The 13,882-nt window shown below is 63.6% G+C and carries 14 protein-coding genes; 3 read left to right on the top strand and 11 right to left on the bottom strand.

Annotated elements, in window-relative coordinates; genetic code table 11:
• Nucleotides 1–99: 99 nt before the first annotated feature.
• The 6 genes from CLAC_RS01065 to CLAC_RS12185 form a co-directional block, all read right to left on the bottom strand.
• Nucleotides 100–588, bottom strand: a complete 489-nt coding sequence (locus CLAC_RS01065) for a type II secretion system F family protein (protein WP_245621920.1) — start codon at nt 586–588, stop codon at nt 100–102.
• Between the two features lie 221 nt (nt 589–809).
• Nucleotides 810–1,772 carry a type II secretion system F family protein gene (locus tag CLAC_RS01060; protein WP_053411336.1) on the bottom strand — a complete coding sequence of 321 codons (963 nt, stop codon included), beginning with the start codon at nt 1,770–1,772 and terminating at the stop codon, nt 810–812.
• Between the two features lie 22 nt (nt 1,773–1,794).
• The gene (locus CLAC_RS01055) at nt 1,795–2,937 is read right to left on the bottom strand and encodes a TadA family conjugal transfer-associated ATPase (RefSeq protein ID WP_082313466.1); all 1,143 of its coding nucleotides are present in this window, start codon (nt 2,935–2,937) and stop codon (nt 1,795–1,797) included.
• Nucleotides 2,930–4,165, bottom strand: a complete 1,236-nt coding sequence (locus CLAC_RS01050; protein WP_053411335.1) for a CpaE-like family protein — start codon at nt 4,163–4,165, stop codon at nt 2,930–2,932. The genes CLAC_RS01055 and CLAC_RS01050 overlap by 8 nt, the downstream gene beginning before the upstream one ends.
• A 265-nt stretch (nt 4,166–4,430) precedes the next feature.
• Nucleotides 4,431–4,988, bottom strand: coding sequence for an IS30 family transposase (locus CLAC_RS01045; RefSeq protein WP_169750317.1), 558 nt, complete (start codon nt 4,986–4,988; stop codon nt 4,431–4,433).
• A complete protein-coding gene (locus CLAC_RS12185) occupies nt 4,978–5,877 on the bottom strand; it encodes a helix-turn-helix domain-containing protein (RefSeq protein WP_082312955.1) in 900 nt (299 codons plus the stop codon). Before CLAC_RS12185 ends, CLAC_RS01045 begins: the two co-directional genes overlap by 11 nt.
• A 458-nt stretch (nt 5,878–6,335) precedes the next feature.
• Between CLAC_RS12185 and CLAC_RS01040 the strand changes: the two genes are divergently transcribed.
• Complete coding sequence (locus CLAC_RS01040) at nt 6,336–7,172, top strand: HAD family hydrolase (RefSeq protein ID WP_053411333.1); 837 nt, start codon at nt 6,336–6,338, stop codon at nt 7,170–7,172.
• Nucleotides 7,173–7,251: 79 nt separating this feature from the next.
• Here the strand turns inward: CLAC_RS01040 and CLAC_RS01035 are convergent, their stop codons facing one another.
• Complete coding sequence (locus CLAC_RS01035; protein ID WP_245621919.1) at nt 7,252–8,256, bottom strand: Fic family protein; 1,005 nt, start codon at nt 8,254–8,256, stop codon at nt 7,252–7,254.
• 229 nt (nt 8,257–8,485) lie between these two features.
• Here CLAC_RS01035 and CLAC_RS01030 point away from each other — a divergent pair, with 229 nt between their 5' ends.
• Nucleotides 8,486–8,992 (top strand): phage holin family protein, encoded by a 507-nt coding sequence (locus CLAC_RS01030; RefSeq protein WP_053411332.1) that lies wholly within the window; start codon nt 8,486–8,488, stop codon nt 8,990–8,992.
• Nucleotides 8,993–9,135: 143 nt separating this feature from the next.
• A complete protein-coding gene (locus tag CLAC_RS01025) occupies nt 9,136–10,125 on the top strand; it encodes an alpha/beta fold hydrolase (RefSeq protein WP_053411331.1) in 990 nt (329 codons plus the stop codon).
• Nucleotides 10,126–10,182: 57 nt separating this feature from the next.
• Here CLAC_RS01025 and CLAC_RS01020 read toward each other — a convergent pair whose 3' ends face one another.
• Genes CLAC_RS01020 through nth form a run of 4 tightly spaced genes read right to left on the bottom strand, consistent with a single transcriptional unit; the run spans nt 10,183 to nt 13,601 of the window.
• A complete protein-coding gene (locus CLAC_RS01020) occupies nt 10,183–11,385 on the bottom strand; it encodes a MarP family serine protease (RefSeq protein WP_053411330.1) in 1,203 nt (400 codons plus the stop codon).
• Nucleotides 11,382–12,149, bottom strand: coding sequence for an NUDIX hydrolase (locus CLAC_RS01015; RefSeq protein WP_082312953.1), 768 nt, complete (start codon nt 12,147–12,149; stop codon nt 11,382–11,384). Before CLAC_RS01015 ends, CLAC_RS01020 begins: the two co-directional genes overlap by 4 nt.
• A gap of 11 nt (nt 12,150–12,160) precedes the next feature.
• The gene (locus CLAC_RS01010) at nt 12,161–12,853 is read right to left on the bottom strand and encodes a TlpA disulfide reductase family protein (RefSeq protein WP_053411329.1); all 693 of its coding nucleotides are present in this window, start codon (nt 12,851–12,853) and stop codon (nt 12,161–12,163) included.
• Complete coding sequence (gene nth, locus CLAC_RS01005; RefSeq protein WP_156324865.1) at nt 12,846–13,601, bottom strand: endonuclease III; 756 nt, start codon at nt 13,599–13,601, stop codon at nt 12,846–12,848. Before nth ends, CLAC_RS01010 begins: the two co-directional genes overlap by 8 nt.
• Between the last annotated feature and the right edge of the window lie 281 nt (nt 13,602–13,882).

Raw genomic sequence — 13,882 nt, 5'->3', positions numbered from 1 at the left:
GCAGCGCTGTATCTGCTGCGCTGAGGTGTCTGTGGCAAGGCGGCGCTCGGGCCTGCGCATCGCGTCCATGTGTTCCGGCTATCCCCGGCGGTGAGTAAGTCATGGCCACGGCACCATTTCTGCGAACATGCTCCCGGCCAACCCCACAATTGTCGGGACCAGCCCCAGCACGACGAATGCCGGCAGGAAGCACAACGCCAGAGGCCCGGCAATCAGAACTCCTGCCCGCTCCGCAGTGGCGTCCGCGGCATCGCCGGCCCGGGCTCGATAGGTCTGCGCCACCTCGTCGAGCCCGAGGGCAAGGGCGGTTCCGGATTCCTCTGCACGTTGCCCGGCGCGGGCCAGGTCCTGAAAGACCGGCACTTCCGCCAACGCTCCCCATGGTGACCGCGCGCCCACAGCGATCCGCGCGGAGCAATGCTCCAGATTGCTTCCCAAGTACGGCGGGACACTCAGCGCCGCCGCCCGCAGCGCCATCGCAGTGGGCAGCCCGGTGCGCAAGCAGGCTCCTAGGATGTCCAGGACCGCCGCGGCATCGAGAAGCTCCGACGCCTTTAGTGGGCGCACGCCCATCATTGGTTGCAGCATCTTTTTTAATCGATCTGACCACTCTTTTTGAGCTATCCATATTCCAAATTTCCACCGTGCCACGCGCGTCTTCCCCGACGCCCGTCCCGGTTCTCTACCCAGCACTTTCTCCGGCTCTCGTGCTGGCGCTCCCCCTGCCCGGAACACCTCTGGCATCCGCCGCACTGCCGGCGAGGAGACAGGCAAGAACAGGTACGCAGCTATCAGCAACAATCCGTACGTCATGAGCCCGACTCCGCCCTATCGATAATCGCCACCGACCACTCGATTCCGGCGCACACCAGCCCCACGCCAGCCACCAGCACACCCCCGCCCAGCACCGAGCCTGTAAAGAACTCGAATGGCTGCGCCCCAAACGCCTGCCCCATCACCAGACCGAATACCGGCAGCCCCGCCAGGATTGCAATGGTCATCCGCGGCCCGGCGAGCGCCGCAGCTGTCTGGCTCCGATGCGCCCTTCGCGCCTCTACATCACCCCGTACGCATTCCAGCAGCCCGGCGAGGCTCAGCCCGTGCCGCTGCGCAACGCCCCACACCCGCGCCACCGGAGCTACCGCAGCCGATGACGCCTCCGAACCCGGCAACACCTTGCCCCGCTTGCCGACGCCCCCTTCACCCGCACCTTCCGCAGCCTCCCAGGGGTCTGCGAAGTGGGCTCGTCGCGCCGCGGACCTCAGCGCCTCGGCAACCCGGCTAACGCCGGACTTTGCGTTTTCCCCACCTCTACCGCCCAGTTCCCGAGCGGCTCCGGTCAACGCTGCGGCGGCGTCGGCACCCGCGCGCAGCTGGGCGATGAGGGTTTCCAAGCTGCGGGACAGGTCTTCTTCATCCCGCGACGCGGCCCGCCTGACCGCGCCCGACTCGAGCACCTTCTGTGCACTCCGACCAAGCAGTGCGCCCGCGATCGCCCCGGGAACCCCGGCGAACCAGAACAACGCAACTCCAGGCGCTGCTACCGGCAACCATTTCCGCGCTACGTCATGCGCTTGACGCTCCCGGAGAATCCGGCCCAAACGAGTGCTCCCAAATACGCCCCTGCCTTCAGTCGAACCTCGTCGAGGACGAACCGCGATGGCTCGTATTCGCGCCCGGGCGCTGTCTGCCGGCCAGACCAGGATAAATACGCCAATCAGGCCAATTATTACCGCCAAAGTATTGGCGCTCAGCGAGAACGTTGTCCCCATTTCCCCTCCCCTTCACAGATCCTTATCCGCGAAGTAAGTCCTGCAACAACGGCCAGCCTTCTCCGGCGCCGCCCTCGACCGACCAGGCAGTCACGATCCGTGGGGGAACTCCCACGATCACGCCGATCTCAGCGAGCCGACGCACGCCTGAGCTGCGCTGCACCACCAGCACGACCTGGACCGCCGATGCCAACTGCGAATGCAGAGCCTCACGGTCCAACCCGCCAATCAGCCCCAGAGCCTCGAAACGCGCGACCACGTCACCCGCCCTGTTGGCGTGAATCGTGCCCGCCCCACCCCTGTGCCCCGTGTTTAAGGCAGCCAGCAAATCGACCACCTCGCCTCCACGAATCTCTCCGACCACGATGCGATCAGGCCGCATGCGCAGCGCTTGGCGCACCAGCTCCTGCTGGCCGATTGCGCCCGCTCCCTCCAAATTCGCGGCACGCGTCACCAGCTTCACAACATGCGGATGCTCCGGCTCCAACTCCGGAGTGTCCTCAATGCAGAGAATTCTCTGCTCCTCGGGCACCTGCGACAGCATCGCCGCCAGCAGAGTCGTCTTCCCAGCTCCCGTCCCTCCCGCGACGATGAAGGACAACTGAGCGCGCACGATATCCGCAAGCACCGCATGAACCTCAGCTGGAAAAAGCCCGGCGCGCTCGAGATCTTCCAACCCTCGCCGTGCTGGCCTGAGCACCCGGAGACTAATCTGCGTCCCCGTCCCAGAAGGCGGCGATAACACCGCATGTACGCGCACGCCACGACCGGCAATACCGCCGGGGATATGACCATCCGCCCAGGGCTGGGCGTCGTCAAGCCTGCGGCCACAGCGTCCCGCGAGACGAACCGCAAGCGAGCGGACCTCCTCCTCACCGGAGAATACGACGTCCGTAAGCGCAAGTCCCTCTCCTCGGTCGACCCAGACCCTGTCGGGAGCGGCGACCAGCACATCGCTGACGCCGGCGCCGCGCAGGAGCCGATCGAGGATGCCGGCGCCTACCGATTCCTCGCGCACGCGGCGCAGAAGATCGAGCATGCGAACGTCGGACACCACTCCCGCCGTTTCCTGGCGAACGATACTTGCGATGTCGCTGTGCGTTTGTCCCTCGGGTAGGTCGGCGAGCTTGGCGCGGACCCGCTCGAGTAGCGCGTTGTCATCCATATGCCCGCAGTCCCCCATTGTCCGCGATGTTTGCCCTGCTCAGAAGGTCTTCCATGCAGCGCGCAATCCTGCTGACGCTGCCACCGCCTAGGCCTCCCACATCGATGTCGCGGCCGAGGCTCTTGAGATACTCAACCTCGCCGACGATCGGGACATTCAGCGCGAACTCGACTTCCTCGGCGGAAATATCGCGATGCCGTGTCTGCCTGACCGCGGCGACTGGCGCCAGCCCCGTCTCCTCGCACTGCTCTGCAAGGCGCCCGGCCGCAGCGATTCCCCGCACCGAGGTCGGCACCACAATCACAAAGTCATCCGCAATCGGCCCCACCGAGCACATCCACTCCGCACCGCGGGGAACATCAACCACGACCGCAATCTCGGCCGCAATGAGACTCTTCACCGTCTCTAAGACCTGCGCAGGCCCCGGCCGAGAAGCCCCAGATAGACCTCGCGCCCGCGACGAAGTCAGCACCTTCAGCAAGGGGGAACTTGGGGCCGCGGGCAACGCCTCGAACAGTGCCGCGCCATCCAGCCGCCCCTCCCCGACCGCAAAGTCCTGCCACCGCAGCCCCTCCGCCGACTCCATCCCGAGAAGCAAATCCGCACCTCCCGAAAACTCGTCCGCATCCACAAGGCACGTCCGACCATCCCGCGACAGTACCTGCGCCACCGCCGCGGCCAGCACCGACGCCCCAGCCCCGCCCACCGCGGGCGTGAGGGCAGCGCAGTATCCGTTTCGCTTGCCGACGCCACCAACCACCGCTGCGGGAGACTCTTCCCGGCCTGAGTAATCCGGCGACTCGAGACCCTCCTCCCAGCGCCCGAGGGCTTGGATGACCTCCAGATTGTCGGCCGGCAACCGCACACTGAAGTCTGGGCGCAGCCGTTGCTGCAGCTGCGGGTCTTCCTCTTGCAAATCCGCACGCACCAGGAACATCGCGCCGGAGGAGGCGAGGTCGCCCTCTAAAAGACGCGCCGCGGCGAGATCGACGAAAACTGCTGGTGCCCTACGCCACAGGGCCGACCCCGGGCGGGCCCTCGACGATGCATTGGTCGCACTGGCGTGAATACTCGGCCGCCCCGCCGCCGCGACGATCAGAGAGACCTCATCCGCCAGCGACGCATCCTCACACGCAATGACGACGGGCGCCTGCGATGACGTTGTGTTGTGGGGTGCGATGTGGTGCGCGGTGCGTGCGGGACTGTTCTGGAAGTGCTCGATTGCCATGGCCCACACTGTGCCTCATCGACCGGATTGAATCGCCCGAAAAAGGCCTCTCCCGAACCGTGCCTGTGGATACTTTTTCAAGTGTGGATAACGCCACACGCTGCGTTTATGTCCGCAAATCCAACTTATTGGCGCTTCTCAGCCGCCCATCGGCACATACCGCCCGCTTATTGCCGATTCTCACTCACTTGTTGGCGCGGTGTGCCTCCACTAATGACGCATTGAGCACTTGTTGGCGTGATATTCACTTGTTGGCGCGGCGGCGTCAGGTGGTCAATGCACCACCTTCGTCTCCAAGCATCCTAGTCAACACCTCCACCGGCGTATACCCATCCAAAACCATCCGCGCCCTGGTATTGAGCTCATACTCCATATCCCGAATTTCCCGATCAGTCACTACCGAAAAATCAGTCCCCTTCGGGAAATACTCCCGAATACTCCGATTGATGTTTTCATTACTGCCGCGCTGCCACGGCGCATGCGGATCACAGAAAAACACCTGGCACCCCGTCGCCACCGTAAACTCCGCATGCAACGCCATCTCCACACCGCGATCCCATGTGAGAGTTTTACGGATATCCTCCGGCAACTGCCCAATCATCTCGACGAGGGCATCAGTGCAACTACGACTGGTGTGATTATCAGCCAAACGACGCACCATCACATACCTACTAGTGCGCTCAACCAAGGTAATCAACGCGCTTTTGCCACCTGAGCCGATAATTAAATCCCCCTCCCAATGCCCAGGTACCGCACGGTCAGCTGCTTCAGCCGGGCGATTGACTAGAAACGCATCACCGATAAAGGAGCGACTACGCCCCACTCGGCCACACCCCACGTAACCGGGACTGTGGGATACGGCGGTTACGCCCTGAGCGTAGAGCTTTTTCTACCTTTAATTCCTGACGAAGGCTGCCTTGACCCTGCACATACAAGGCCTGGTAAATACTCTCAGCACTAATTGTCATGGTGGCATCTTCCGGGTAAGCAGCGCGCAGGCGCTTGGACACCAACGCTGGTGAGTGCCATGGTATCCGCCCTGTCCGTGGTGTCGACAACAATCGAACAACCTCGGTGCGCAACGCGTGGTTGGCGACGAGCTTTGGTGTTTTCGGTCGCGCACGACGCCGGTGGGCTAGCTCATGGGCTGCAGCCGGATCGTAGACCCCGTCAGGTCGACGACCACGGTGTAGTTCCCGGGAAATCGTCTGCCGTGCCCGCCCGAGTACCCGCCCGATCTGGGCTGCTGAGAAGTCAAAAACGGTATGCATCATGCCGATAGCGATGCGTTCTTCCAGGCTTAGCCGCATGCCACGGCCGACGACCTGGTCAGACGGGTGGGCAAGAAGGCGCATATCGCAGCGGGAAATATCCGGTTTCCTGGTTCTACGTGCTGTAGGAGGTGGGGTCATAGGAAAATTTTTAGCCCACCAGCGTCGAGCAAAGTGCTGGCCTGCATGGCCGAGTCCGCTGCTGATGTAAAACAGTGGCCAGTGATGACCTTCGGCCAGGCGGAAACAGATCTCCAGCGCGTCGCCACGTGCGCCGGCAGGCAGCATCACTCCAGGTGTGATGCCAGCAGTAGTCGCCCATCGGGCAACGGTCTGTGCGCTCAGGCCGTGGTGTCGTGCAATAGCGGCCACTGTCATACGGCGTGCACGGATATCGGCGAGTACAGCGTTGCGCAAGCGTTGGGAAGAGGTTTTAGTCACCTGAACTGCTCCTTTGGAGTTGATTGTTCAGGTGGTGCATTGACCGTTAGACGCTACCCGCGCTATAGCGCGCCAACATCATGATCCCGCGCCAACAAGTGGCGAGGACGGCACAGCAATTACCCAAAAGCCCGATAGCGCTACGTAAGTGGGCATTAATCGGCGCAAATGATTACAAAAGCGCAGGCAACAGCACAAATAGACGATGCCCTGCGCCGGGGGGGATTGGCGCAGGGCATCTTACCGGCTCGGGGGGGGGATTGAGCCGGGGCGGCCTCGCAGTCTGTAAACAGAAGGGGCCTGCCAGTTCCAAGTATTACATATCCTTCGAAAACTGCAAACAACAATCGGACGAAAACTTTCGAACCCCGCCACACGCCCCGCTACGGACCCCGCCACTCGCCCAACATCACCAAACCCCACCTACACCTATTGACACACGGGTATGATTATCCACCATGAGCAACAGCCCGGAAGCGCGTACCTTCTCACACCCGACCGCGCCAACCCGCGCTGCCGCCTTCTTTGACCTGGACAAAACCATCATCGCCCGTAGCTCGGCGTACGCCTTCAACAGGCGTTTCCTCGAGATGGGCCTAATCTCGCCCACCACCATGATGCAACTGGCATTCAGCCACGCAATGTACATGTCTCAGGGCCACGATGATGACCAGATGGAGTCCGCCCGCGAGCAGCTTTCCGCCATGGTCGCAGGTCACAAAGCCGATGAACTGCGCAAAGTCGCGACCGAGTCCCTCGAGACTTCCATCACCCCGTACATTTACGCCGAGGCACTCGAGCTCATTCGCAAGCACCAGCGGCAGGGTCAAAGGGTCTACATAGTGTCTGCGTCGGCACGCGAAGTGGTCGAGCCGATTGCGGAGCTGCTTGGGGTAGACCACGTGGTCGCCACAGATCTGGAGAAGAAAGACGGCGTCTTTACCGGCGGCGTCACGTTCTTCTGCCGCGGCGAGAACAAGGCCATCAAGGTTCGCGAGATCGCCGAGGAATACGGCCACGACCTGGACCTCTGCTTCGCTTACTCGGACTCTATTACCGACGAGCCGATGCTCGCCGAGGTCGGCCACCCGCTGGTCGTCAACCCGGATAAAGCCCTCCGCAAGCTGGCCGTCGAGCGCGGCTGGCCCGTGCGCCAATTCCGCAACCCTGTGCCTCTCCTGCGTGCCCCCTCGAAGCGCACCGCCGCAGTCACGGCGGCCGCATCAGCGCTGGCAGTGGGTGTGGGCGCGAGCATCTTCGCCCTACGCCGCCCGCAAGACCGCCCTCAGAAGTAGCCCCCCCCCCGCTCCGCGCACAGCCAGTTCGCTTAGTTCGCTTGCCGACGCCCCTCCACGCCGTCGGCCCTCATTTTTCCTAGACCGCGTCGGCAATGCCGCGCGCCTCGACGGCGCCGGCCTTGAGCCCCTCCAGATGTAGGAGAATCCACTTTCGCAGGCCCTCCGGCGTGGCAGAGGCGAATCCTGCGGCGGCCTCGAAGTACTCGTCGCGGTGACGGGTCCAGTACACCTCCGGAACCGACAGGCCACGTGGATCCAGTCCCGTCGACACCGCGACCAGGCGCGACGCGGCGCGCGCGATGATGCCATTGTTGTACTCGAACGGGCGCATGGTCAACAGCTCGCCGTGCACGACCGCAGAGAGAACGCCCGCGTGGACATCCGTGCGACCGGTGATGAAATCGCCCAGGATGTGCAGGCGCTGCTCCTTCATCGCGGAGGAGAGCTTATCGTCGCCAACCGGGCGACCGGCCTTCATACGGGCCTCCGAGCCGTCCTCGGTCTCGCCCGCCGGGGAGGCATTCAGGGCGAACTTTGCCAGCACCTGCTGCGGGGCCCGCTGCCAAACGCGCGCGGTCTCGCCGATGGCCTCCGGAGAAATTGTGTCGGCCACCCGCAGCGCGGCAGCGAGGATGGGGTCGGTGACGTTGCCGTCGGCAGGCAGGGCGCGCTCGCCGCCCTCGAGCCAGGCAGAGGCGCGGGCGCCGCGCAGCACGGACTCGGAACCGGTGACGTTGTGCTTGCGCAGGTTCGCCTTGTGACGGTGCACAGCCTGAATCGACTTAGCAGCGACAACCGCGGCGTGCGCGACGCCGTCGAGGTTCCACAGCGGCGCCAGCGGATCGGCCGGGTCTAGCGCCGGAATGGACTCAGTCTGCTCGGTCTGCCCCTGCCCCTGGGCCCGCTTCGCCGCAGCCTCGCGCTCGGCGCGCTTCTTGGCGGACACGGAACTGACGCCGAGGCTCATACCCGCGAGCCCGCGACCCGAACCGCCGGCACCGCCGGGCAGTCCGCTGCGTGAAGCGGGCGTCGGCAAGCCTGCGGAGGAGGGAGCATCTGGGGTTCCTGGCTGATTTTCCATGCCCTTCACCCTAATTCCCCGGCCAGGCGAGTTGGTACTTATCCCACAATTTTTTCTTTTGTAACTCGCGCGCGCGAAGTAGATAGGTAGTATTGCAGGTTGTAAGAAGATTCTTAGGTTCCGACCCCGCGGCAAATTTGATGCTGCGTCAACGCTAAACTAGGTTGAAGCAGTTGGAAACTAAGCCAATAAAATTATTTTCAAATCATCTCCGTAGGAGGAAGTACACGTGAGCAACGACGATACGAAGGGTCTTTTCACCGACGGCACCGAGCCGCGTGTTACCGCCATCCCGCTGAGCGATGTTGACTCGAACGCTTCGGGTGATGCCAGCATCGGCCAGCTCGTTTCCAACGCTTCCTCTCAGATTTCCTCGCTGGTCCGCTCTGAGATTGAGCTGGCTAAGGCAGAGATTGCTGGTGAGGCTAAGAAGGGCGCCATCGGCGGCGGCTTCTTCGCAGTGGCCGGCGTGGTTGCGCTGTACTCTTCGTTCTTCTTTTTCTTCTTCCTGGGCGAGCTGCTCTCGGTCTGGCTGCCGCGTTGGGCCGCTTTCCTGATCGTCTTCGTCCTGATGCTGGTCATCGCCGGCATCGCAGCACTGGTTGGTCTGAAGAAGGTCAAGTCGATCCGCAAGCCTGAGAAGACCATCGAGTCGGTCCAGGACCTCAAGACTGTGGTCAAGAAGCCGGGCGTCCGCGCTTCCGCTGGCACCCACAACAACGGCCTCTACACCTAGTGCCTTCGCGCCGCAGCCATCGCGGCACGCGGCGCACACCTCGGGCGGGTTCCTCTCAATGAGGGCCCGCCTTTTGTTTTCCCTAACGAGTCCCCCGACCGGCCTACCGCACTGCGGGACGTTTTCCAGGCAAAGTAGTAATCATGACCTCCCACAGCGACCAACTCGACGGCCCCTGGCGCCACCGCATGGTCCATGTCCACGGACAGCGGCTCCATGTCGCGGAGTGTGGCACCGCCGCCGACCCCCTGGTCCTGCTCCTGCACGGCTCCACTGGCGGGTGGTTCGAGTGGTCCGAGGTACTCCCCCTGCTTTCCGACGCCCCCATTCACGCCGTTGCGGTGTCATTGCGAGGGTACGGGCAATCCGACAGAACCCCGCGCGGCTACGATCCCGAAGTAGCGGCAGAGGATATTGCCGGACTTATTCGGGCGCTGGGCCACTCGACGGCGCTGCTGGTCGGGCAGGGTTTCGGCACCTGGATCGCGTGGACGCTGGCGGCCCGAACCCCCGACCTGTGCAGCGGTATTGTCGGCTGCGGGTCGACACACCCGCAGGTGTGGCTGTCTAAGTTGATGAGCCCATGGTCGGAGGCTTTTCGCACCGCGCTTGCGCCCACAGTGGGGCGTTCCTGGTGGCGCTCGCGGCCGCGAGTTCCTGCGGGCTTGAAGCGGTTTGGGCCCAAGCGCGGACAGACCCCGTCGCAGCAGGACCTGACCATCGAGAAAATTGTGAAGGAGTCGTTGGCCTCTACGGCACCCGGCTTCGCCAACAGTGAAGCAGGCGCCCGCATGGCTGACCTCATGCGGGATAGCCTGCGGGCAGGCGCCCTGCGGCCGGCGACTGCGCACATCGACTGGTGGACGAAGCCGAAGCCCGGCAGCTTTAGGCGCTGGATTAAGGCCGTGGAAAAGCCCCTACACGACAGGACTCGCACCGTTTTGCTGGTGGGTGATTCCGACAGGAAAACCCCGGTCGAACTGGTGAGAGAGAGCATGACGAGGGGCGTCACCGGGGGCGGAAATTCCGAGGTCATCGTCGTCGAAGGTGCCGGGCACTACCTGCCGCTGGAGGCGCCAAAAGCTGTGGCCGAAGCCGTGTGCGAGCGCCTGCACTGGCTGCCGCGCTACTAACCGCGGCACCCGACCATCCCTGCGCCATAGTCCCCGAGCCACTCCACATCCCTCGGCCTACCCTGCGACGCACTCCTGTGTGCTGACCTGCTGGAACTCGTTAGCCGCGGCGTCGATATGCGCCTGGACCTCTTCGTGGGTCAGGGCGTAGCCGGTCTGGTCGTTGTTGACGCCGGCGCCGAACACCAGGCCCAGCACCTGTCCCTCCGGCGTGATCAGGGGGCCGCCCGAGTTGCCGTGGCGCACGTCGGACTTCAGTACGTAGGAGCGGCGCTCGTGGCGCAGCTTCGAGTAGATGTCGGGACCGCGGATGATGATGTTCTCATCGACGCGGGCCGGGGTCGCCGTGAACGGGCCGGACTCCGGGAATCCCAGGACAACAGCGCCATCACCGGGCAGGGCGTCCCTTCCCGCCCACTGGACCGGCGCCAGGGGTAGGTCGGTGGTGCGCAGCAGGGCGACGTCGTCAAGCGGATCGTAATGGACGACGTTGGCGTCGGCCATGCCCACGACCGTTTCCAGGCGGACGGTGCTCGCGCCCGCCACCACGTGCGCGTTGGTGACGATCAGATCCGGGGCGACCACGAAACCGGTGCCCTGGAGCAACCGTTCGCACTGCGGGGCCTCCCCCATAACGCGAACAATCGACGGACGAATACCGTCGACAACCTCCTGCGATACAACGTTCGGGTCTGCAGGTGTGTCGGGCAGGTTCTGCTGATGGCCGAACGGCAACGCGATGGCGGGCATGCCGTCGTTGCGGAGCTGGCGCATGATATTGCCCAGAGCGCCCGACCACTGCTGCGGCGCGACCTGGTCAATCAGGCTGAGCCCCTTCGACTCACGAACCAGGTTGCCAAAATGCCCCGGCACCGCGGTGGCCAGTGGGATTGCAATCAACCACACGATCAGCAACGCTGCCACGGTCTGGAAAACCGCGCCGAGACCCGAATCCAGGCCGACTGCCAGCGGCGAGCGAATCACGTTGCGCAGCGACTGCCCCGCGATCGCGCCGACTGCGTGGCCAATCCCGGCGAGAATCACCACTATGCCGAGACCAGCAATAACTTTCAGCCCCTGCGACTCGACCTGATCCATCGCGAACGGCGCCAGCGAGACACCCACGAACAGCCCCGCGACGATACCGAGAATCGCCAATACAGAGGCAACAAGCCCTTGCCTCCAGCCCACGAATAGGGAAAGTATGAAAATGCCAATCAGGATGGCATCGAAAAGACCGAAACTAATCTCTGGCATCATCGCGCCGCTCCCTTCAACACCGAGAGGTTCTCCCCGTTTGCGGACTTCGCCAAAACTGTAATGAGGTCCTGAACATGGTTATTATCCCAGCCCTCGGCCCAGCCCGCGGCATCGAGAAGATAGGACAGCACGCCGCCTGTGAACCCCCACACCACAAAATCGCCGATGCGGAACCCCGGACCCATCCACCCAGAATAGCCCAGCATCATGCGGTTTTCCGGGTCCACCAGGTGGCTGATGGGGACATTGAGCACGGACTCGGTCTCCGCGGGGTCGACGGCCTGCAGCTCATGAGGGTCGTTCCAATACGCCAGCACCGGGTGCACCGCGAAACCGGTACGCGAAATATCGATCGGGTTCATCACCTGCAGCGGCGTCACGGAGTCGCGGTTTAGGCCAGTCTCCTCCTCTGCCTCCCGCAGAGCGGTATCGATCGCATCGCGATCGCCCGGATCGACGCGGCCGCCGGGGAAGGACATCTGGCCCGCGTGCGAGCGCAGTGTCGTCGCCCTGTGAGTGAGCACCACTGAGGCGTCATCCGGGCGCTGCTCCGCCTGCGCATTGCCGCTGAGCAGCACCAACACGGCCGACATCGCCGGGTCAGACAGCGGTTCCCTCTGCGTCGAGGCGGCCTGGTGCATCTCCTTGCGCAGCCCGCGCAGCCGGTTGTCCTCCGACACTGGTACCCGCCCGCCGACAAACTGCGGCAGGCTCGTCTGCAGCCATTCGGGGACTATCAGCCCCGACTCCGATGCACCACTCATCTGGCCTCCATTCACGACAATGCGCCCCTCACCGTATCCGTAATCTCCTTTGCCGACGTGAATTCGCCCGGATGCATCCTCGCGACCGAGCCATCCGGGTTAAAAATCACTGAGATTGGCACAACCCGAGGCAGGTTCAACGCAGACCCCACGACATCGACAGTGTCGGAGTAAGTCTCCAGGTCGACGCCAATTTCGGACAGGAAGTTGCGCCCCCGCTGCTCCTCCCGCGCCGCGTGCACCGTCACCACCTGCACGTCCGGATTGTCCTTCGACCACTTCTCAATCAGCGGCAGCTCCTGACGGCACGGGGCACAGTTCCACGCCCACACATTCACGACAGTCGGCTTGCCGACGACCACACGCCCCACATCAACCCCCTCCACCGGGGCACTAGCGCCGTCCCCGGATGATTCTGAGGCGAAGAGGTGCGGAAGCTTGACGCCATCCAGAGAACCGCTGCCGGCGACCGCCGCAATCTCGTCCGCCGTCATCGCCGACGACGGCTGTTCCTCCTGCACCGACTGGGAGGCGGCGGCGTCCGAGGCGTTGTCAAGCGGGCCGGAGGTGCGCGACAGGGCGAAGGCCACGAGCCCCACAACACAAACAACCGCGATGCCCAGCGCAATCAGGGAGGCAGAACGGTTCAGGTCCGGGCCCTCGCGCCCGGAATCTTCGCTTTGCGTGCTGTGCTGATCAACCACGACTGCCCTCCGCTTCATCCGAATTATTGCCACTGTAATCCTCATTGAGGCCCGCGAGGTGCAGGAGCCACTCGCGATCGTCGGACTTGACCAGCTTCTCCGCGGTCTCGGGCTCCGCCGGGCCCGCCAAACCGTAGGACGGGCAATCCGCGGCGAGGAAACAGGCCCCGCACGCAGCACGTCGCGAATGACACACTCGCCGCCCGTGGAAGATCAGGCGATGCGAAAACCACGTCCACTCCGCGCGCGGGAGCACCTCCATCATCTCCTTCTCGACACGGACCGGGTCCTCCTGCTCCGTTAGCCCCATGCGGCGCACCAGGCGCCCAAAATGCGTATCGACCGTCAGTCCCGGCACCCCAAAAGCGTTTCCGAGCACCACATTCGCCGTTTTCCGGCCGACCCCGGGGAGTTTCACCAGATCCTCCAGCGAGCCCGGAACCTCCCCGCCGTGTTCCTCCACCACACCGCGGGCGAAGCCGATAATGTTCGCCGCCTTGTTGCGGTAAAAACCGGTTGGGCGCACGAGCTCTTCGACCTCAATCTGGTTCGCCCCCGCAAGGTCCGCCGGTGTCGGGTACTTCGCGAACAACGCCGGCGTCGTCATATTTACCCGCGCATCCGTGCACTGCGCCGACAAAATTGTGGCCACCGCGAGCTCATACGGATTACGAAAGTCCAGCTCACAGTGCGCGTTTGGGTACGCCATCGCCAGCGTGCGATTAATCCTCCGCGCCCTGCGCACCATCCCCGTGCGCGTCTCTTTTCCCTTCAACGCCGGGTGAGTGCCGACACGCCGACGCTTCCTCGAGGTCACCGACCCCTGCGGCTTAGTTGGCTGCGGCTTGTTCCCAACGTCAGGATTACCGGCCGGATTGCCGGTGCTGGAGCTCACGGGCGAAGTCATATGGGTAGCTTAACCGCACGGGCGGACCGAACAGCGTTACCGACCGCGAGCTAGCAAAATCGCACGTCCGAGAAGTGGCGAAATTTTTAATCACATTCGCCGTTCGAAGGCGGCCGCTTTTT

The sequence above is a fragment of the Corynebacterium lactis RW2-5 genome, from assembly GCF_001274895.1.
In the GTDB taxonomy this organism is placed as follows: Bacteria; Actinomycetota; Actinomycetes; order Mycobacteriales; family Mycobacteriaceae; genus Corynebacterium; species Corynebacterium lactis.
This window is presented reverse-complemented; position numbering and strand designations above follow the sequence as displayed.

Coding starts and splice junctions, on each gene's coding strand:
- CLAC_RS01065 (WP_245621920.1), bottom strand. CDS start 588: ATGCTGCAACCAATGATGGGCGTGCGCCCACTAAAGGCGTCGGAGCTT.
- CLAC_RS01060 (WP_053411336.1), bottom strand. CDS start 1,772: ATGGGGACAACGTTCTCGCTGAGCGCCAATACTTTGGCGGTAATAATT.
- CLAC_RS01055 (WP_082313466.1), bottom strand. CDS start 2,937: ATGGATGACAACGCGCTACTCGAGCGGGTCCGCGCCAAGCTCGCCGAC.
- CLAC_RS01050 (WP_053411335.1), bottom strand. CDS start 4,165: ATGGCAATCGAGCACTTCCAGAACAGTCCCGCACGCACCGCGCACCAC.
- CLAC_RS01040 (WP_053411333.1), top strand. CDS start 6,336: ATGAGCAACAGCCCGGAAGCGCGTACCTTCTCACACCCGACCGCGCCA.
- CLAC_RS01035 (WP_245621919.1), bottom strand. CDS start 8,256: ATGGAAAATCAGCCAGGAACCCCAGATGCTCCCTCCTCCGCAGGCTTG.
- CLAC_RS01025 (WP_053411331.1), top strand. CDS start 9,136: ATGACCTCCCACAGCGACCAACTCGACGGCCCCTGGCGCCACCGCATG.
- CLAC_RS01020 (WP_053411330.1), bottom strand. CDS start 11,385: ATGATGCCAGAGATTAGTTTCGGTCTTTTCGATGCCATCCTGATTGGC.
- CLAC_RS01015 (WP_082312953.1), bottom strand. CDS start 12,149: ATGAGTGGTGCATCGGAGTCGGGGCTGATAGTCCCCGAATGGCTGCAG.
- nth (WP_156324865.1), bottom strand. CDS start 13,601: ATGGTGCGCAGGGCGCGGAGGATTAATCGCACGCTGGCGATGGCGTAC.